Source organism: Caulobacter sp. BK020 (assembly GCF_004342605.1).
Classification (GTDB): domain Bacteria; phylum Pseudomonadota; class Alphaproteobacteria; order Caulobacterales; family Caulobacteraceae; genus Caulobacter.
This window is the reverse complement of sequence record NZ_SLZL01000017.1, coordinates 44,579-61,533: the sequence shown is the minus strand read 5'-3', so window position 1 is coordinate 61,533 and position 16,955 is coordinate 44,579. Positions and strand designations below refer to the sequence as shown.

Below are 16,955 nucleotides of genomic sequence, written 5' to 3'. Positions count from 1 at the left end.
GGAAAATCGGTCGGCGTCGCGATTTTGCCCCCTGCCCCCAAACGCCAATCTCCCGCTAGAATAGCCGGGTGAATGTATAGTCCTTCCGAGCCCGCGGGCGAGCCGGAATTGCGCGGACGCGCAAGGCGGCTGGAAGACCAGGGAAGGGGGTGCGGACTTGACGACGATAAAGCGGAAGTCTCGGCGGCGCGGTGCGCCCGACGCCAAGTCCGGATACAGCCTGCTGGAGATTCTGATCGTCCTGACGATCATTGCGCTGATCGCGGCCCTGGTGGGGCCCAGACTGTTCGCCCAGCTTGACCGCTCCAAGGTGACGACCGCGCGGGTTCAGGTCCGCGCCCTGGAAACCGCCCTGGCGACCATGCGGCTGGATCTCGGCCGCGATCCCACCCCGGCCGAGGGGCTGGATCTGCTGGTCAAGGCCGATCGCGGGGCGGTGGCCGGATGGTCGGGGCCCTATCTCAGCGGCGGTCTGCCGTTGGATCCTTGGGGTCATCCCTATGTCTACCAGGCGCCGGTCGATGATCAGCACCCGGCCAGGGTGATCAGCCTGGGGTCGGACGGCAAGACGGGCGGAACCGGCAATGCGGCCGACATCCAGAACCAGGCCGGCGTCTAGAGCCGCGCGTGGAAAAGTGGACGCCGGTTTTCCACAAAGGCGACGCGAAAACAAAAGGCTAGAGCAGATCGTGCGATTCCGGCATCGCGCGATGTGCTCTAGGCTCCCCGACCTGCGGCCGCGGGCGGGCTATTCCGTGCTCGAGATGCTGGTGGTGCTGGCGATCATGGCTCTGGCGGCGGCGCTGGTCATGCCCAGGGCCACGCTGATGATCGACCGGATGACCGCTCACGCCGTGTTCTTCGATTTCCAGCGACGGGTGCTGGACCTGCGCCGCCAGGCCTATGCCGAACAGACGCCCATGGTGTTGTACGACGACGCGGCGGCGGCGGGGCGCGATCCCCTGGGACGGGCTCTGGCCCTCCGCGCCCAATGGACCTACCGCCTGCGGCGGCCGGTGCGGATCAGCGATGGCGGCGCCTGCCAGGCGGACGAGGTCGAGATCCTCAAGGCGGGTCGGCGGGTGATGCGGCTGGCGCCGGGCGAGGGGCCGTGCCGGTTCATCCGTCTGGATTGAGCGACGCCTGGGCGGGGTCCGGCCGTCCGGTCAGGCGCATGCGCAGGCGGATGGTGCGGTCGGCGGCGTTGGTGAGGGGGCGGACGTCGGTGAATACGCCGCTGGCCTCCATGTCGCGAGCGATCCGGTCGACGCCGTTCAGGGCCGAATAGGGCAGGGTCAGGTCCATCCGGTCGTCCTGGGCGTCGACCGCCTCGATCCCGACGCCGTACAGCCGCAGAATCCGGGTCGCCACGTTCAGCGCCGTCACGGGATTGGGGCGGTTGGACAGGGCGGAAAAGGCCGCCAGCCGCCGGGCCGCGATGTCGGCGCCGGCGGCGGCCGGCGGCGCCGACAGCCGCTCGGCGGCGGCGACGCGGGCCAGGTCGCGGGCCTCGAGCCGCAGCTTGAGGCCCTGGCCGAGCCAGAAGGCGGCGGCCGTCAACAGCAGCAGGGCCGCGGCGGCCGGCGCGGCGCGCAGCAACTGGTCGGGCGACAGGGCTGGCCCGCCGGCGCTTCGTCGGGGAAACGGCGCGCGAACGCCGACGACGGCGGCCGGCGGATCGGCGGGCGCATCGGCGGCGGCGGGCTGGACGCGCGTGAAGGCTTGCCAGTCCGCCCGGGCGAACGGCGTGCGCCGCCACGATGAGCCGACCAGGCCGCCGTCGCGCCAGAACTGGGCCTCGAAGCCGTCGTCCAGCCGCAGCATGCGCCAGGCGCCGTTCCCCGGCGGCTGGAAGCGTTCCGGCGCCACGGCGGGCGACGGTTGGCCGAACTGTTCGGCGAGGACCGGCTCGACCTGATCGCGATCCCACCACCAGATGGAGAAGCCGCCGCCGCTGCGCTCGACCAGGGCGCCGGCCGAGACGAAAGGGGCCGCCGATCGGGCGTAGAGCCGCGCCGCCGCCCACCCGGCCGCGCCGCGCGCCGCGCCGGGATCGAAGAACTGGTGGGCGCACATCGCCCGGGCCAGCCATACGTCGGGTCTTCCCGGGGCCAGGGCGCCGCCGGCCTCAACCGTCTCGAAGCGGCCGTCCGGGGTCAGCAACACCTGGCGCGGGGTCAGGAAAGAGAGGCGCATCCGTCTGCCGTTCCGCCCTTTCGTCGACTGGCGAGAGAGACAGGGCTGGCTCCCCGATCCAAACCGGACGCTCGCGGTCGCGCGGCGTCAGCATGATCCGGGCGCGATAGTCCAGGCCCGCCCCCGGAGCGCTGATCTTTAGGGCAAATCGCCCGTTGGGGAAGCCGTAAAGCCGCTCGGCGTCGCCGCTCAGGCGCAGGCCGGCGGCCCGGCCCAGATCCTCCAGGCCGGTGAACGCCGCGTTCCGTCGGCGATCCAGCGCGGCGGCGACCTGGTCGTCGGTCAGGCCGTACATCACCGTCAGGGCGACGGGCGTGGCGGTGTTGACGTTGATCGCGGTCGAGCTGGGCTCGGCCGTCAGGTCGTCGCGCAGCGCGCGCCAGCGCTCGCGCGGCACGGCCGTTTTCCAGCCCAGCACGCCCAGGGCCTGGTCGACCGTCCGCAGGGGAGCGTCCGGCGGCGGCGGCAAGCCCAGGTCGCGATAGGCCGGAGCCTCGGCGCCGTCGATGCGGGCGAGGTCGTCGATGTCGATGTAGTCGCTGAAGCGGTCGGCCAGGGCGGCGCGTCGGTCGATGGGCGCCCCCAGGGCCGCCAGCAGCCGCGCGATTGCCGGGGCGGGCAGGTTGTCGAGGTTGATCAGTCCCGCCCCGTCCTGCAGCGACAGCCGCAGCGGCGAGGCGTTCGGCGTCGAATAGGGCGTTCCGTCGATGCGCAGGCGAGCGTCGAGCCGTGGGTCGAGATCGCGGACGAGCACCGCATCGGCCGTTGGCGCGCCTACCGCCACGATATAGGCCGCGTGGGCCTCCAGGCTCAGGGCCTGGGTCTCGAACCGGCTGGTTTCGACCGCTCGCCGAGTTTGCTGGACGAGGCTGTCGAGCGCCAGGATGGCGACCAGGAACACCAGGGTGACGATGGCCGTCACCGCCAGCACCGCCGGCAGGGCGAAACCCCGCTTCGCGACCGGCGCGCTCACAGCGCAGGCCCCCTGACCGACGCGTCGCGCGGGGCGGCGGGCGGCGGACCCGGTCGGCCCGAGGTGGCGCGTTCGATCACCTCGACCCGGCCGTCGTCGGTGGCCAGGCGCACGTAGACGCCTTGTTCGCGCGGGGCGAGCGCCCGGTCCATCAGGCGCGGCGTCGCGCGCCAGGAGTCCCGCCAGCGCTCGCCGTCTTCGGAATAGCTGAATCGGGCCCGGCGCGGCCTCAGGTCGGCCAGGACGACCGCGGGTCCGTCGTCGGCCCGGCAGGTGATCACGTCGCCGTCGGCCTCGCCGACCAGGGAAACCTCGACCCACGCCGCCGGTCCGGACCCCGCGCAGGGCGTAGCGGTCGCCAGCACCGCAGGACCACCGAACCGGCGGGGCGTTCCGGTGGCGTCGGTGGCGCCGGTCCGAGCCCCGGAGCCGGTCGGCGGGATGACCAGCCCCCGGACCACCCCGCGCAGGGCGTCGGTGGAGACCTGGCGGTCGGCCAGGTCGAGCGCGCGGCGGCCCAGGCGGAAGGCGATTTCGGTGGACCGTACGCCGACGGAGAAGATCAGCATCAGCGCCGCGCCGGCCACGGCGAGAACCACCAGAGCCTCGATCAGCGAAAAGCCCCGTCGTCGCGCTGTGCTTGGCCGCCGTCGCTTCATGCCCGCGTCCTCCCGCGACCTTGATAGCGCAAAGCGGCGGCGTGGCGACCGGTAAGAATTGCAGGGGCTGACGTGCGCCGCGAAGCCGGCTGAAACGTCCTCCATCTTGAACCCGTCCCCATGCATCGCCACCTAGACATCACGTCGTCAGGCGCGACGCCGATCCCGGGTCGCGTCCGACGAACGAAGTCGCTTCAGCGAGGACTTCGCGATGACCCGGACGATTCTGTTCGACAGCCCCTTCCTGCTGGGCTTCGAGCACACCAGAGACCTGATCGAGCGCGCGGCCAAGGCCGCCGCCGAAAGCTATCCGCCCTACAATGTCGAGCAGGCCGAGGACGGCGGGGTGCGCATCACCCTGGCGGTGGCCGGCTTCTCGCCCGACCAGCTGCAGGTCACCGTCGAAGGCGGCCAGCTGGTGGTGGCCGGGCGGCGCGAGACCGAGGGCCGGCCCGAGGCCGACAAGGCCTATCTGCATCGCGGCATCGCCGCCCGCGGCTTCCTGCGGACCTTCGTGCTGGCCGAGGGCATGGAGGTCACGGCCGCCACGCTCGAGCATGGCCTGCTGCACGTGGACCTGGCCCGTCCGGAGCCCGAGCGGCTGGTCCGCCGCATCCCGATCCGCTCGGTGGGCTGATCGCCCAGCGACAGCCCGACGACAGTCCCCGGCGCGCGGGCTGAACCCAGACGCGCCACGGGGCGTTCCCCTTTCGAAGGAGGTGGTCTTATGACACCCAACCCCGCTACCCCGTTCTTCTCGGCCGAGGCCTTCGCGGCCCTGGGCGCCCCGGACCTGGTCTATGTGCGCCCGATCAAGGCGGCGGAGATTCTGGCCGACGTGCCGGTCGGCGTGACCGACGAGGTCGAGCTGTCTCCCGACCAGACCCTGTACGCGGTGTTCCGCGCCGACGGCGCCCGCCTGGCCGTGCTGACCGACAAGGACGCGGCCGTCGCCGCCGCCCTCGCCCACGAACTGGCGCCGGTCTCGGTGCACTAAGACCGCTCGATCAACGTTCCTCGGCGCGCTAAGGAGTCGCGGCCACAGGCGAGGAGCGGCGAGCATGAGCACCTGGATCGGACGTCGTACCCTGCTGGGAGCCGCCGGGCTCCTGGCGGCCCCCCTTCCGGTACTGGCCGCGGCGCCCAAGCCCCGCGTGGCCATCCAGACCGACCACGGCACGATCGTGGTGGAGCTGGAGAGCGGCAAGGCCCCGATCACCTCGGCCAATTTCCTGCGCTATGTCGACGCCCACAAATATGACGGCGGGACCTTCTATCGCGCGTCGAAGACCAAGGGCGTCAAGGGGGCCGGCTCGATCCAGGGCGGGCCGCCCGATCGCGTGCGCCGCTTCGCCCCGATCGCCCACGAGAGCACCCGCCTGACCGGGATCAAGCACCGGGCGGGAACCATTTCCATGGCCCGAAACGCGCCGGGCACGGCCACCTGCGACTTCTTCATCTGCGCCAGCCCCCAGCCTTATCTGGACGCCCACCCCGGCGGGCCCGGCGACAACCAGGGTTTCGCGGCGTTCGGCGGCGTGGTCCAGGGCCTGGACGTGGTCAAGAAAATCCTGGCCCTGAAGGCCGACGGCCCGGCCCTCTATCCGGCCATGAAGGGCCAGATGCTGAACCCGCCGGTCAGGATTCTGAGCATGAAGCGGGCCTGAGCGCCGTGACCCGGTTCCTGACCCTCGCCGCGGCCCTGATGGCTGTCGCCGCCCCGTCGGCGGGGCTGGCTGCGGAAAGTCTGCTGGCCCGGGCGGTGTCCTGCCAGGTCGACGACGGCGACCTCGTCACGCTGATGGGGGCGCTGGCCGCCGAGGACGCCGGCCTGAAAACGGCGGCCCAAACCTTCGCCGCGCCGTCGGGCGATCTCTATCGCCTGGCCAGGCCGGTCGGCGCGCTCGGCTATGCCACGGACGCGATCTATGTCTCGCCGGGCCGGATCGTCATGGTCGTGTCGGGAGAGGCCCTGGCGGCGGTCTCCGCCCGGCTCCAGCTTGAGGCCGAGCCCTACGGACCCGCCGAGCGGCGGATCGACGATACGCGCAAGATCGTCGCCTACCAGCTCAGCCAAGGGGCCCTGAACGGCAAGGTCCTGGTCGGCTGCGAATATGGAAATCCCGCCGCCGCGGCCTGGCTGGGCGACGACATGGCGGGGTTCTGACGAGCGGCTGATCGCTCGGTGGGTCAGGCCGCGGTGGGCTTGCTCTCGTGGGCCTGGGTCAGCATCACGTGCACGGCGTCGGCCGAGCGGGCCTGGCGCAGCTGCTCGCGCAGCTCGGGCTGGCGCATCATCCGCGACACCCGGGCCAGGGCCCGCAGGTGGTTGGAATCGGCCTGCCTGGGGGCGAACAGCGCGATCAGCAGGTCTACCGGCTTGTCGTCCACCGCGCCGAACGCCACCGGGGTTTCCAGGCGCACGAACACCGCGCGGACCCGGTCGATGTCGGACAGGCGCGCGTGCGGGATGGCCACGCCCTGGCCGACGCCGGTGGAGCCGGCGTTCTCACGCTCGATCAGGCCTTCCAGCGCCTCGTCGGCGTCAACGCCGAACGCGCGGGCGGCGACGTCGGCGATCACGCCGAGAACCTGACGCTTGTTGGCGGCGCTGACTCTGAGGGTGACCGCGCCGGGCTCGAGGAGATCGCCAAGGGTCATGATATGGAAACTCGCTCGTAGTCGGTCGTCGCGCTTCGTCGCCGCCTCTCGCCGAGACGGGGGCCTACCGAAACGCGCCGACCGATCCGAGGTTCGATCAACTTGCGGCCGGTGCGTACCCGTTCAGCGATTTGGTGCGTTCGGGGTCGATCCAGCCGATATTTCCGTCAGGCCGCCTGTAGACCACCGACAATCCGTCGTGGGCGGCGTTCCTAAACACGATTGCCTGGGACTCGGTCAAGTCCAGTTCCATGACCGCCATGGAAACAGTCATCGTCTTGAGGGCGGCCTGGGACTCGGCGATGACCATGGCGGCCGGAGCGCCCTTGGGGTGCTCGTCGTCGACGGTCCAGTCGTCGTCGTCGATGTCGTCGCTGTCGGGGGCCCGCAGCACGTACATGGCGGCGTTTTCCGCCTGCTTGGCGGTGGCGGCGATCGAGTGGCTCTTAAGTCGTCGCTTGTAGCGCCGGATGCGCGTCTCGATCTTGGCCAGGGCGGCGTCGAAAGCCGCGTGGGCGTCGCCGCCCGAACCATGGCTGATCAGCTGCTGGCCCGAAGCCAGCTTGACCGAACAATCGACCCGGAAGGCGAAGCCCTCCTTGCTGATCACGACGTCGGCGTCACCGCCGCGGTCGAAATACTTGCCGATGCTCAGGGTGATTTCGTCGGAGACTCGCGCTCGCAGAGCCTCGCCAACGTCGACATGCTTGCCGGAGATTTGGACTTGCATGGCCTAACAACGCGCCCGTCTGGGTCTGGTGTCAAGCGTCGCAAAAGCGACTTAAACCAGTCCCGGAATCATGTGCAGCAACCGGTCGACCGCGGCCGCCACCACGCCCGCGCTCAGGACCAGCAGGCCCACGCTGACCGCCCCCATCAGGTAGCCCAGCAGGGCCAGCAGGCCGTCGCGCTGCAGCAGGGCCAGGGCCAGGACGGCCACGGTGGCGCCGGGCGCCAGGTTGCCCAGCGGGATGGGCAGCACCAGCACCAGGGCCAGCAGGGTGCAGACCACCCCGATCAGCCGCTCGCCGACCGGCCCGAACAGGATCTTCAGCCGCGGGCGGGTGACCAGCTCCATCCGCCGGACGATCGGCGTCAGCCGACGGAACAGCCCGCGCAGGTCGTCGCGCTTCAGGGGGTGCTCGACCAGCCGGCGCGGCAGCCAGGGGACGTCGGACCCCCAGGCGATCTGCGGGGCCAGCAGCAGGATCGGCAGGCTGAGGATCGTCGATGAGCCGGGGGGCAGGGGCAGGCAGTTCAGCAGGCCGAACACCAGCAGCATGGCCCCGAAGGCGCGGCTGTCGAACTGCTCCAGCATCTGGCCGACGGTCAGGACGGGACGTTCGTCCTCGCCGAATCCTTCGATCACGTCGGATAGTCTCTGGATGCTCATGCTCAGCCTTGGATCGCGTGTCTATCAACGCGGATCGCGAGCGTCCGGACCATCGGTCAGGCGGTTTCCTTGATCAGGCGCCGGCGTTCGACCGACGATGGGATCCGCAGGGCCTCGCGATACTTGGCCACGGTGCGGCGGGCGATGTCGACGCCGCTTTCCTTGAGGATCTCGACGATGCGGTCGTCGGAATGGACGTCGGCCTCGGTGCGCTCGGCCTCGACCAGGCCCTTGATCTTGTGGCGCACGCTGGCGGCCGAGTGGGCCTCGCCGCCCTCGGTGGCCTGGATCGCCGAGGTGAAGAAGTACTTCAGCTCGAACACCCCGCGCGGGGTGGCGATGTACTTGTTGGAGGTCACCCGGCTGACCGTCGATTCGTGCATGCCGATGGCGTCGGCGACGGTCTTCAGGTTCAGCGGCCGCAGGTGCTCGACGCCATAGGCCAGGAAGCCGTCCTGCTGGCGGACGATCTCGCTGGAGACCTTCAGGATGGTCTTGGCCCGCTGGTCGAGGCTTTTGACCAGCCAGTTGGCCGTAGCGAAGCTGTCGGCGACGAAGGTCTTTTCCTGCTCGGTCCGCGCGCCCTTGCTGACCCGCGCGTGGTAGCGCTGGTCGACCAGCACCTTGGGCAGGGTGTCGGTGTTCAGCTCCACGTGCCACAGGCCGCCGGGCGTCTCGCGCACGTGGACATCGGGCACAAGCGTTTGCGGTGGGTCGGAATGGAAGGCCGCGCCGGGGCGGGGAGTCAGGGCGCGGATCTCGGCGACCATCTCGCGCAGGTCTTCGTCGTCGACGCCGCAGACCCTGCGCAGGGCGTTCATGTCGCGACGGGCCAGCAGGTCCAGATTGTCCAGCAGGGCGGCCATGCAGGGGTCGTAGCGATTGACGTCCTTCAGTTGCAGGGCCAGGCACTCACGCACGTCGCGAGCCATGACGCCGGCCGGCTCGAAGCCTTGCAGCACCTTGAGCACGCCCTCGACGAAGGCCAGGTCGCAGCCCAGGCGCTGGGCCACCTCCAGGAGGTCGGCGCGCAGGTAGCCGGTGTCGTCGACCGCATCGATCAGCACCCCGGCCACGACGTTCTGGGCGGGAGAGAGGCCGGCCACGGCCAACTGCTCGGTCAGGTGCTCGACCAGGGTCGGGGCGCGGGCAAGGGCCTCTTCGTAGTGGCCGTCGCCCTCGAAATTGCCGCCGCCGCCGGTGCGCGACCAGTCGATCTGGCCGCCGGCCTGCTCGGCGCCGGAATCGGTCCCGTCGCCGGTGGCGCGCTCGCCCGGCGAGACGTCGTCGGGCGCGGCGTCCATCTGCTGGCTGGCGGCGCTGTCGGACACGGAGTCCAGGCCGAGATTCTCGGTGGGGCGCTCGGCGATCTCTTCGACGGCGCGCTCGGTTTCGGCCGGGCCGTCCTCGCGCTGGAGCAGGGGATTGCGCTCGAGCTCGGCCTCGACGAAGGCGTCGAGCTCCAGGTTCGACAGCTGCAGGAGCTTGATCGCCTGCTGAAGCTGCGGCGTGATGACAAGGCCCTGGCCTTGCCGAAGCTCCAATCTGTGGCCGAGAGCCAAGGCGCCCTCCTGGGCAAATCAACGAACCTGTTGATCGCCATTGAAGGGCAGTCTGGTTAACGGGGCGCGAACGCCAGCAAAAAGCGGGCCAGTGCGACACTCCGTCCGGAGAGACGGACGTTTTTCTCCACGGAACGAGGTAAGGGCCCGGAAACGCTGGACTTAAGCCACGCTGGTCCGGACGGGAATCGGCCCGCGCGCCGGGTCGAAGGGCGAGCGGGCCGTTAAATTCTGCCGGGCCTGCGGCGCCGGGCGATTAAAAATTCGCCGCCGGCCGCCTTCAGCGCTCGTCGAAGCTGTCGCCCAGATAGACGCGGCGGACCTCGGGATTGTCGACGATCTCCTGCGGCGAACCTTCGAACAGGACCTCGCCGGCGTGGATGATCGAGGCCCGGTCGACCATCTGCAGCGTCTCGCGGACGTTGTGGTCGGTGATTAGGATGCCGATGCCGCGGTTCTTCAGATAGCTGACCACTTCGCGGATGTCGGAGATCGCCAGCGGGTCGATGCCGGCGAACGGCTCGTCCAGCAGCATGAACGACGGCTCGCTGGCCAGGGCGCGGGCGATTTCCACCCGGCGGCGCTCGCCGCCCGACAGGGCCACGGCCGGCGACTTGCGGATGTGGGTGATGCGCAGCTCTTCCAGGATCTCGGTGACGTGTTCGCGCGCCTTGCGCTGGTTCTTCTGGCGCATCTCGACCACGGCCATGACGTTCTGCTCGACCGTCATGCCGCGGAAGATCGAGGCCTCCTGCGGCAGGTAGCCCACGCCCATGCGGGCGCGCTGGAACATCGGCTGGCTGGTGATGTCCTCGCCGTCCAGATAGATTGAGCCGTAGTCGGCGGCGACCAGGCCGGTGATCATGTAGAAACAGGTGGTCTTGCCGGCGCCGTTGGGGCCCAGCAGCCCCGCGACCTCGCCGCGCTTGAGGCGCAGGGAGACGCTCTTGACGACGGGACGGTCGCCGAACGACTTGCCGACGGCGTCGACGAACAGGCCTTCGGAGGCCGCGTCGCGGTTGACGCCCAGGGATTGCATCGAAAACGCCATGGGGTCCTACGGCTTGCCGGCGGGCTTCTTGTCTTTGTTCTGGTCGGGATAGAGCACCGCCCGCACACGCGTCTTGCCGCGACCCGTGGCGTTGGATTCCATCTTCACGTCATTGGTCTTGGTCTTGATCGTCATGCGGTCGCCGCGGGCCACGTCCTGGCCCTGGACGGCCACCACGTCGCCGGTCACCACGATGGTGTCGTTGTCATAGGTGTAGACGGCGTGGTCGCCGCGCACGGTCTGCTCGGGCGTCACGTAGAAGACGTTGCCGTCGGCCTCGACGCGGTCGACGTCGCCGCAGTCGTTGTTGCCGGTGGGCGAGGAGGTCTTGCCCGGCGTCTTGCGGCGATTGTAGACGGTCATGGTCGCCGCCCGCATCCGGGCCTTGTCCTGCAGCACCTCGACGGCGCCCCGGAAGATCGTCTTGCACTGGCTGTTGATGACCTCCTGCTCGTCGGCGGAGATGTCCACCGGCGCGCTGGAATTGTTGCCGCTGGCGGCCGGCGTCTGAGCCGTCGCCGCGCTTCCGAAGCCGACCAGGAGGGCCGGGCCGCTCAACAGGCTGAGGGCGATCGCCGTCGGCGCCATCCATCGATTCATCAACCAGGTCCTCATGTCTATTCGGAAGCCGTCCCTTGCACCGGGACCGCTTGGCCCGTCTTCCGGTCGATTCGTGTCCTGACGCCGCCCCGGAAGATGATGCGGTCGCCCTTGTCATATACGGAGTAGGCGTTGGATTGCACCTGTCCAGTAGGACCTTCGCCTTGCAGCTCGGTTTCGCCGGTCGTGTTGCCGTTGCGCGTATCGACCATGGCCTCGTCCGAGGCGAAGCGATAGCCGGCTCCGTCGTCCATGCGGACATTGCCATAAAGCTGCAGCTTCAGGGTGTCCTCGCGATAGACGCCGCGGTCGGCGGTCGAGCGGGTCGGGGCGGGGCTGCCCACGCCCAGGGTCAGGGTCGGGGCGTCCAGGAACACCCGCTTGAGGTCGTTTTCGTCGCGCACCGCCGAGCGGGCGGTGATGATGAACGGCCGCCCGTCGCTGGACTGGCCGTAGAAGCGCGGCGTGACCATGCGGATCTGCGCCTTGCTCTCGGACGGCCGGCGGTCGCCAGCGGTGAACGAGCGCCAGGCCACCTGGCCGCCGACCGTCGCCAGGGTGGCGAGCATGGCGATCGGCAGGACCACGCGCGCCAGCTTGACGCGGCGCGAGCGACGGCGCCAGCGGCGCAAGTCCCGCCTGAATCCCGCCCGATCCGCCTCCAGGGTGGTCATGCCTCCAGCCTTCAGCTGTGCGCGAAGATGTCGACGTCTTCCCAGCCGGCCAGGTCGAGGGCGGCGCGGTGGGGAAGATAGTCGAACGCGGCCTTCGCCAAGGCCATGCGGCCCTCGCGGACCAGCATGGCGTCCAAACGCTCGCGCAGGGCATGCAGATGCAGCACGTCGGACGCCGCATAGGCCACCTGTTCGGGCGACAGCGTCGCCGCCCCCCAGTCCGAGCTCTGCTGGACCTTCGACAGCTCGACGCCGACCAGCTCGCGCGTCACGTCCTTCAGGCCGTGGCGGTCGGTATAGGTGCGGGCCAGCTTGCTGGCGATCTTGGTGCAGTACACGGGGGCGGTCATGACGCCCAGGTGCAGCAGGAACATGGCGATATCGAAGCGGCCGAAGTGAAAAAGCTTCACCACGGACGGATCGGTCAGCAGGCGCTTGAGGTTGGGCGCGTCATAGGTCGAGCGGTCCAGGCGCACCACGTGGGCGTCGCCGTCGCCCGACGACAGCTGGACCACGCACAGCGGATCGCGGCCCAGGCGCAGGCCCATGGTCTCGGAATCGATGGCGACCGCGGTGGCGCCGGCGAACGCGCCGTCCGGAAGGTCGCCTTCATGCAGGAAGTTGGCCAAGTCTAACGTCTCCGCGCCTCGGTCTCGTCGCACGGGACGTTGCGAATTCCGACACGCCTTAAATATGGTGCGCCGACACTATAGGCCGGATGAACAGGATATCTATCCGCTGGTCACGACCATCGCCAGCCCTTGGTTGAGCTTGCGGAGCTTTCAATGTCTGGAAACCTGGGAAGCCCGGCCGAAGCCCGAACACTTTCGGCGCCACCCCGACCTTCTTCCGAAGGTTGGTAGGGGGTGGTGCCCAGGAGAGGACTCGAACCTCCACGACCTTTCAGTCACTGGCACCTGAAGCCAGCGCGTCTACCAATTCCGCCACCTGGGCCTGCGAAGCGATCCGTGGACCGCCGCGAGGCCGGGACGTTTATGCAAAGGTTTTGACCGCGTCAATCGCTTAGTTGCGCATTTCGTTGCGATTGGGCTCGCGGTCGTCTATCCCCCGGCTCACGGGTTTAGGACGAGGTTGATTATGCAAGGTCTGGTCACGGTGTTCGGCGGCTCCGGCTTCGTCGGCGGCCAGGTCGTACGGGCGCTCGCCAAGGCGGGCCATCGCGTGCGGGTGGCGGTGCGCAATCCCAACCTGGCCTACCGCATGCGGATGCTGGGCGATGTCGGCCAGATCGAGGTGGTGCAGGCCAACATCCGCAACGCCCCGTCGGTGGCGCGCGCCGTCGACGGCGCCGAGGCGGTGGTCAACCTGGTCGGCGTCCTGTGGGAAAGCGGCCGGCAGACCTTCCAGACCCTGCACGTGATGGGCGCCAAGACCGTCGCCGAGCAGGCCCGGGCCGCCGGCGCCAAGCGTCTGGTGCAGGTCTCGGCCCTCGGCGCTGACGCCGAATCGTCCTCGAAGTACCAGCGCACCAAGGCCCAGGGCGAGGCGGCCGTCCGCGCCGCCTTCCCGGGCGCGGTGATGATCCGCCCGTCGGTCATGTTCGGGGCCGAGGACAAGTTCTTCAACAAGTTCGGCCAGATGGCCGCCCTGTTCCCCGCCCTGCCGCTGATCGGCGGCGGCGAGACCAAGTTCCAGCCGGTCTATGTCGGCGACGTGGCCCAGGTGGTGGCCAAGGCCGTCGCCAGCCCGGCGGCCGAGGGCCTGACCTACGAGCTGGGCGGCCCGGCCGTCTACAGCTTCAAGGCGCTGATGGAACTGATCCTGCGCGAGACCGGCCGCAACCGCGTCCTGGCCCCGATCCCGTTCTTCGCGGCCGGCCTGATCGGCAAGGTCGGCGACCTGTCGCCGATCAATCCGCCGCTGACCTCCGACCAGGTCGAGACGTTGAAGGCCGACAACGTCGCCAACCACGGCCTGCCGGGCCTGGCCGAGGCCGGCGTCGTCCCGACCGCCGTCGAGGCGGTGGTTCCGTCCTACCTCTACCGCTACCGCAAGGGCGGCCAGTACGCCGAGGTCCCAGCCGGGGCGTTCTAGGACTCAGGCCCTTCTCCCCTTGCGGGAAAAGGTGTCGGCGAAGCCGACGGATGAGGGGTCTCTCAAAAATGAAAGCCGCGACAAGCCGAAAGGCCGGTCGCGGCTTTTGCGTTTATCGACCCCTCACCCGGCCCTCCGGGTCACCCTCTCCCGCAAGGGGGGAGGGATCGCTAGTCGCGAGCCAAGTCGACGCGGTGTTTGAGGCTGGCGATAAACTCGACATCCGCGATGTAGGAATCCGCCAGCTCGACGCCGAACTGGCCAGTCTTGTCTTGGGTAGCCTTGCTCAGGAGCTTGGCGACCGTTCGCCGATCTCCAGACGCGACAGCCGCCAGGAACTTCACGGCCTGATCCGTCGCGACGAAGTAATCCTCGATGTCCTTGTCCGTGAAAGATCGAAAGGCCTTCACGACATCACTTCGGCATGTAGATCAGGCCCAGGCCGATCACCCCCACCACGATCCGCCACCAGGCGAACGGGGTGAAGCCGCGCTTGCCGATGAAGGCGATCATCGTCTTGACCACCACCAGGCCCGACAGGAACGACACCACGAAGCCGATGGCGATCGTGCCGGCGTGGCTGGGGTCGATGTCCTTGTAGCTCTTGAGCAGGTCCAGGGCGAAGGCCCCGACCATGATCGGGATGGCCATGAAGAAGCTGAACTCGGCCGCGGCCTTGCGCTCGACGCCCAGCAGCATCGAGCCGACGATGGTCGAGCCCGAGCGTGACACGCCGGGAACCAGCGACAGGCACTGGAACAGGCCGATCAGGAAGGCGGTCTTCAGGCTGAGCGCCATGCCGTCCTCCTCGCGCACCGGCAGCTTGGAGCGGTCGACCCACAGCAGCAGGAAACCGCCGACGATCAGCGACACGCAGATCACCTGCGGCAGGAACGGGTTCTCGAAGAAGTGCTTGATCACCCCGTGCAGCAGCAGGCCGGCGGCGAAGGCGGGGATGCAGCCGATGATCACGCTGAGCGCGAAGCGGCGCGCTTCGGGCCTGGTCGGCAGGCCGACCACCACCTGCCACAGGCGCTGGAAATAGACCGCGACCACCGCCAGCACCGCGCCCAGCTGGATCAGGACGATGAAGGTGTCCCAGGTCGGGTCGGTCAGGCCCAGGGCGATCTTGGTCAGCAGCAGGTGGCCCGTCGATGAGACGGGAATGAATTCGGTCAGGCCCTCGACCAGGCCCAGCACGATCGCGATCAGCCAATCCGGCATCGTCAGTCCTCTCAAGGGCCGGGCTTCCGGGCGCGGCCGTACAAAAGCCCCGGCCGGGGCGTGCGCCTGGCCGGATAACAGCGGGTGTATCCGCGTGGCCGCGCCGCGGAACCGCGGAGACGGCCTTGATGGTCCCCCAAGGCCGTCCTGCCCCGATTTCGTGTCGATCGTTCGTCCGCCCGTCGTCGCCCGCCTGAAAAGCGGGCGGCGCGCGGCGAAATCAGATTTCCTGGTTGTACTTGCCGACCCGGTCGCCCAGGCGCGGCTTGACCTCCTGGCGGAACAGGGCCCGCATGTCGTCCTCCGACCGCGTGCTTTCGACCACCACGACGATCTCGGGCTTGTTGGACGAGGCGCGGACCAGCACCCACGAGCCGTCCTCCAGGTGCACGCGCACGCCGTTGACGGTGATCACCTCGGTGATCTTCCGCCCCAGGATCGAGCCGCCGGCGGCGAACAGGTCCTCATATTCCTTCACCACGTCGGCGACCACGCCGTACTTCACCTCATCGCCGCAGTGCGGGCTCATGGTCAGGGAGGTGAAGGCCACGGGCAGGGCCTTGCGCATGTCCGACAGCTTCACGCCCGGATTGCGGTCCAGCATGGCCAGGATGGCCGCGGCCGCGGTCAGGCCGCAGTCGTAGCCGTAGCCCAGATCGCCGTTCATGAAGAAGTGGCCGCTCTTCTCGAAGCCGGCCAGGGCGCCCAGCTCGGCGCTCTTGCGCTTGATGTAGCTGTGGCCTGTCTTCCAGTAGACCACCTTGCAGCCGTGAGCGGCCAGGATCGGGTCGGTGGCGTAGAGGCCGGTCGACTTGACGTCGACCACGAACGTCGCGCCGGGGTTCAGCGGGGCCAGGTCGCGGGCCAGCATCAGGCCGATCTTGTCGGCGAAGATCTCCTCGCCCTCGTCATCGACCACGCCGCAACGGTCGCCGTCGCCGTCGAAGCCGAAGGCCAGGTCGGCGCCGTGCTCGCGAACGGCGTGGGCCATCGCGTGCAGCATCTCGGCGTCTTCCGGATTCGGATTGTACTTGGGGAAGGTATAGTCCAGCTCGACGTCCATGCCGATGACGTCCGAGACGCCCATCCGCTGCAGACCGTCGACCGCGAAGGCGCCGGCCGTGCCGTTGCCGCAGGCGGCGATCACCTTTAGCGGCCGGGTGACCTGGGCGCGCTTGGCGACGTCGGCCAGATAGCGCTCGGCCTCGCCCTCGACGCGGATCAGCTTGCCGCCGTCGCGTTCGACGAACGCGCCCGACAGCACGATTTCCTTGAGCCGGCCCATCTCGTCGGGGCCGAAGGTCAGGGGCTTCTGGGCGCCCATCTTCACCCCGGTCCAGCCGTTCTCGTTGTGGCTGGCGGTGACCATGGCCACGCAGGGGATGTCCAGGTCGAACTGGGCGAAATAGGCGGTGGGCGACAGCGCCAGGCCGATGTCGTGCACCTCGCAGCCGGCGGCCAGCAGGCCCAGGGTCAGCGCCTGCTTGATCGACAGCGAATAGCCGCGGAAGTCGTGGCCGACCACGATCCGCGACTGGCCCAGCTCGTGGATGTAGGTCCCCAGGCCCAGGCCCAGGGCCTGGACGCCCAGCAGGTTGATCTCCGGCCCGAACAGCCAGCGGGCGTCGTATTCCCGGAAACCCGTGGCCTTGACCAGGGGGTCATTCTCATAGGCGGCGGTATTGGGAACGAGATCGGTGCGAGGCTTGGAGAACATCAATCACATTTCAGCTGTTGAAGGAGCGGGCCGGGGCCAGGGTGTCGCGGCCGGCACAATCGAGGACTCACGCTGATTTGCCAAGCGCAAGGCGCGGACGCGGTCCGGCGATGATTATCCAAGCCTCGTGACGGTTTACCTGTTCGCCGGACATGTCCGTGCGGCCCTGTGTCGCCCCGGTCGGAACGGA

21 protein-coding genes and 1 tRNA gene are annotated in these 16,955 nt (G+C 69.0%); 7 read left to right on the top strand and 15 right to left on the bottom strand.

All coding sequences use genetic code 11. The features are described 5' to 3' along the window. Nucleotides 1-157 precede the first annotated feature (157 nt). Together gspG and EV278_RS18665 are read left to right on the top strand one after the other, a co-directional pair. A complete protein-coding gene (gene gspG / locus EV278_RS18670) occupies nucleotides 158-619 on the top strand; it encodes a type II secretion system major pseudopilin GspG (RefSeq protein ID WP_132094850.1) in 462 nt (153 codons plus the stop codon). Nucleotides 620-710: 91 nt separating this feature from the next. Further along, nucleotides 711-1,136, top strand: coding sequence for a prepilin-type N-terminal cleavage/methylation domain-containing protein (locus EV278_RS18665; RefSeq protein WP_165916703.1), 426 nt, complete (start codon nucleotides 711-713; stop codon nucleotides 1,134-1,136). On the opposite strand, the gene EV278_RS18660 is transcribed toward EV278_RS18665, so the two are convergent. Genes EV278_RS18660 through EV278_RS18650 form a run of 3 tightly spaced genes read right to left on the bottom strand, consistent with a single transcriptional unit; the run spans nucleotide 1,120 to nucleotide 3,828 of the window. Continuing rightward, nucleotides 1,120-2,196: a hypothetical protein gene (locus EV278_RS18660; protein WP_132094846.1), complete on the bottom strand. Its 1,077-nt coding sequence runs from the start codon at nucleotides 2,194-2,196 to the stop codon at nucleotides 1,120-1,122. The two genes, EV278_RS18665 and EV278_RS18660, sit on opposite strands and share 17 nt — an antisense overlap. Further along, nucleotides 2,129-3,169 carry a type II secretion system protein GspK gene (locus EV278_RS18655; protein WP_165916702.1) on the bottom strand — a complete coding sequence of 347 codons (1,041 nt, stop codon included), beginning with the start codon at nucleotides 3,167-3,169 and terminating at the stop codon, nucleotides 2,129-2,131. The genes EV278_RS18660 and EV278_RS18655 overlap by 68 nt, the downstream gene beginning before the upstream one ends. Further along, the gene (locus tag EV278_RS18650; RefSeq protein ID WP_165916701.1) at nucleotides 3,166-3,828 is read right to left on the bottom strand and encodes a type II secretion system protein; all 663 of its coding nucleotides are present in this window, start codon (nucleotides 3,826-3,828) and stop codon (nucleotides 3,166-3,168) included. The genes EV278_RS18655 and EV278_RS18650 overlap by 4 nt, the downstream gene beginning before the upstream one ends. 211 nt (nucleotides 3,829-4,039) lie before the next feature. On the opposite strand from EV278_RS18650, the gene EV278_RS18645 reads away from it, so the two are divergent. The 4 genes from EV278_RS18645 (at nucleotide 4,040) to EV278_RS18630 (ending at nucleotide 5,995) form a co-directional block, all read left to right on the top strand. Further along, nucleotides 4,040-4,465: an Hsp20 family protein gene (locus EV278_RS18645; protein ID WP_057187302.1), complete on the top strand. Its 426-nt coding sequence runs from the start codon at nucleotides 4,040-4,042 to the stop codon at nucleotides 4,463-4,465. A 90-nt stretch (nucleotides 4,466-4,555) separates the two neighbouring features. Further along, nucleotides 4,556-4,825 carry a DUF1150 family protein gene (locus EV278_RS18640; protein ID WP_028041338.1) on the top strand — a complete coding sequence of 90 codons (270 nt, stop codon included), beginning with the start codon at nucleotides 4,556-4,558 and terminating at the stop codon, nucleotides 4,823-4,825. A 64-nt stretch (nucleotides 4,826-4,889) separates the two neighbouring features. Then, nucleotides 4,890-5,495, top strand: coding sequence for a peptidylprolyl isomerase (locus EV278_RS18635; protein WP_132094840.1), 606 nt, complete (start codon nucleotides 4,890-4,892; stop codon nucleotides 5,493-5,495). Between the two features lie 5 nt (nucleotides 5,496-5,500). Next, nucleotides 5,501-5,995: a hypothetical protein gene (locus EV278_RS18630; RefSeq protein ID WP_132094838.1), complete on the top strand. Its 495-nt coding sequence runs from the start codon at nucleotides 5,501-5,503 to the stop codon at nucleotides 5,993-5,995. A 23-nt stretch (nucleotides 5,996-6,018) separates the two neighbouring features. On the opposite strand, the gene ptsN is transcribed toward EV278_RS18630, so the two are convergent. From ptsN to EV278_RS18585, 9 genes are all read right to left on the bottom strand, one after another. Continuing rightward, nucleotides 6,019-6,489, bottom strand: a complete 471-nt coding sequence (gene ptsN, locus EV278_RS18625) for a PTS IIA-like nitrogen regulatory protein PtsN (protein ID WP_132094836.1) — start codon at nucleotides 6,487-6,489, stop codon at nucleotides 6,019-6,021. A gap of 97 nt (nucleotides 6,490-6,586) precedes the next feature. Next, a complete protein-coding gene (gene raiA / locus EV278_RS18620; protein WP_132094834.1) occupies nucleotides 6,587-7,219 on the bottom strand; it encodes a ribosome-associated translation inhibitor RaiA in 633 nt (210 codons plus the stop codon). Nucleotides 7,220-7,270: 51 nt separating this feature from the next. Then, a complete protein-coding gene (locus EV278_RS18615) occupies nucleotides 7,271-7,882 on the bottom strand; it encodes an exopolysaccharide biosynthesis protein (protein ID WP_132094832.1) in 612 nt (203 codons plus the stop codon). Nucleotides 7,883-7,938: 56 nt separating this feature from the next. Then, nucleotides 7,939-9,444 (bottom strand): RNA polymerase factor sigma-54, encoded by a 1,506-nt coding sequence (rpoN, locus tag EV278_RS18610; protein WP_132094830.1) that lies wholly within the window; start codon nucleotides 9,442-9,444, stop codon nucleotides 7,939-7,941. A 280-nt stretch (nucleotides 9,445-9,724) separates the two neighbouring features. Continuing rightward, complete coding sequence (gene lptB, locus EV278_RS18605; RefSeq protein WP_132094928.1) at nucleotides 9,725-10,483, bottom strand: LPS export ABC transporter ATP-binding protein; 759 nt, start codon at nucleotides 10,481-10,483, stop codon at nucleotides 9,725-9,727. A gap of 18 nt (nucleotides 10,484-10,501) precedes the next feature. Beyond that, nucleotides 10,502-11,095 carry an LptA/OstA family protein gene (locus EV278_RS18600; protein ID WP_132094828.1) on the bottom strand — a complete coding sequence of 198 codons (594 nt, stop codon included), beginning with the start codon at nucleotides 11,093-11,095 and terminating at the stop codon, nucleotides 10,502-10,504. A 17-nt stretch (nucleotides 11,096-11,112) separates the two neighbouring features. Then, the gene (gene lptC / locus EV278_RS18595) at nucleotides 11,113-11,769 is read right to left on the bottom strand and encodes an LPS export ABC transporter periplasmic protein LptC (RefSeq protein ID WP_132094826.1); all 657 of its coding nucleotides are present in this window, start codon (nucleotides 11,767-11,769) and stop codon (nucleotides 11,113-11,115) included. A gap of 11 nt (nucleotides 11,770-11,780) precedes the next feature. Next, complete coding sequence (locus tag EV278_RS18590; protein ID WP_132094824.1) at nucleotides 11,781-12,398, bottom strand: ribonuclease D; 618 nt, start codon at nucleotides 12,396-12,398, stop codon at nucleotides 11,781-11,783. Between the two features lie 238 nt (nucleotides 12,399-12,636). Beyond that, a tRNA-Leu gene (locus EV278_RS18585) sits at nucleotides 12,637-12,723 on the bottom strand. A gap of 144 nt (nucleotides 12,724-12,867) precedes the next feature. Here EV278_RS18585 and EV278_RS18580 point away from each other — a divergent pair. After that, the gene (locus EV278_RS18580; protein ID WP_132094822.1) at nucleotides 12,868-13,824 is read left to right on the top strand and encodes a complex I NDUFA9 subunit family protein; all 957 of its coding nucleotides are present in this window, start codon (nucleotides 12,868-12,870) and stop codon (nucleotides 13,822-13,824) included. 170 nt (nucleotides 13,825-13,994) lie between these two features. Here EV278_RS18580 and EV278_RS18575 read toward each other — a convergent pair whose 3' ends face one another. The 3 genes from EV278_RS18575 to EV278_RS18565 all read right to left on the bottom strand — a co-directional run bounded on the left by EV278_RS18575 (nucleotide 13,995) and on the right by EV278_RS18565 (nucleotide 16,765). Further along, nucleotides 13,995-14,234: a hypothetical protein gene (locus EV278_RS18575; protein ID WP_132094820.1), complete on the bottom strand. Its 240-nt coding sequence runs from the start codon at nucleotides 14,232-14,234 to the stop codon at nucleotides 13,995-13,997. A gap of 4 nt (nucleotides 14,235-14,238) precedes the next feature. After that, complete coding sequence (locus EV278_RS18570) at nucleotides 14,239-15,048, bottom strand: undecaprenyl-diphosphate phosphatase (RefSeq protein ID WP_132094818.1); 810 nt, start codon at nucleotides 15,046-15,048, stop codon at nucleotides 14,239-14,241. 220 nt (nucleotides 15,049-15,268) lie between these two features. Then, nucleotides 15,269-16,765: a phosphomannomutase/phosphoglucomutase gene (locus tag EV278_RS18565; RefSeq protein ID WP_132094816.1), complete on the bottom strand. Its 1,497-nt coding sequence runs from the start codon at nucleotides 16,763-16,765 to the stop codon at nucleotides 15,269-15,271. Nucleotides 16,766-16,955: the final 190 nt, after the last annotated feature.

What these genes read in the sequence shown, in the direction of transcription:
- EV278_RS18665 (WP_165916703.1), top strand. Translation starts at nt 711, where the DNA reads ATGTGCTCTAGGCTCCCCGACCTGCGGCCGCGGGCGGGCTATTCCGTG.
- EV278_RS18660 (WP_132094846.1), bottom strand. Translation starts at nt 2,196, where the DNA reads ATGCGCCTCTCTTTCCTGACCCCGCGCCAGGTGTTGCTGACCCCGGAC.
- EV278_RS18650 (WP_165916701.1), bottom strand. Translation starts at nt 3,828, where the DNA reads ATGAAGCGACGGCGGCCAAGCACAGCGCGACGACGGGGCTTTTCGCTG.
- EV278_RS18645 (WP_057187302.1), top strand. Translation starts at nt 4,040, where the DNA reads ATGACCCGGACGATTCTGTTCGACAGCCCCTTCCTGCTGGGCTTCGAG.
- EV278_RS18640 (WP_028041338.1), top strand. Translation starts at nt 4,556, where the DNA reads ATGACACCCAACCCCGCTACCCCGTTCTTCTCGGCCGAGGCCTTCGCG.
- EV278_RS18635 (WP_132094840.1), top strand. Translation starts at nt 4,890, where the DNA reads ATGAGCACCTGGATCGGACGTCGTACCCTGCTGGGAGCCGCCGGGCTC.
- ptsN (WP_132094836.1), bottom strand. Translation starts at nt 6,489, where the DNA reads ATGACCCTTGGCGATCTCCTCGAGCCCGGCGCGGTCACCCTCAGAGTC.
- raiA (WP_132094834.1), bottom strand. Translation starts at nt 7,219, where the DNA reads ATGCAAGTCCAAATCTCCGGCAAGCATGTCGACGTTGGCGAGGCTCTG.
- EV278_RS18615 (WP_132094832.1), bottom strand. Translation starts at nt 7,882, where the DNA reads ATGAGCATCCAGAGACTATCCGACGTGATCGAAGGATTCGGCGAGGAC.
- lptB (WP_132094928.1), bottom strand. Translation starts at nt 10,483, where the DNA reads ATGCAATCCCTGGGCGTCAACCGCGACGCGGCCTCCGAAGGCCTGTTC.
- EV278_RS18600 (WP_132094828.1), bottom strand. Translation starts at nt 11,095, where the DNA reads ATGAATCGATGGATGGCGCCGACGGCGATCGCCCTCAGCCTGTTGAGC.
- lptC (WP_132094826.1), bottom strand. Translation starts at nt 11,769, where the DNA reads ATGACCACCCTGGAGGCGGATCGGGCGGGATTCAGGCGGGACTTGCGC.
- EV278_RS18580 (WP_132094822.1), top strand. Translation starts at nt 12,868, where the DNA reads ATGCAAGGTCTGGTCACGGTGTTCGGCGGCTCCGGCTTCGTCGGCGGC.
- EV278_RS18570 (WP_132094818.1), bottom strand. Translation starts at nt 15,048, where the DNA reads ATGCCGGATTGGCTGATCGCGATCGTGCTGGGCCTGGTCGAGGGCCTG.
- EV278_RS18565 (WP_132094816.1), bottom strand. Translation starts at nt 16,765, where the DNA reads ATGTTCTCCAAGCCTCGCACCGATCTCGTTCCCAATACCGCCGCCTAT.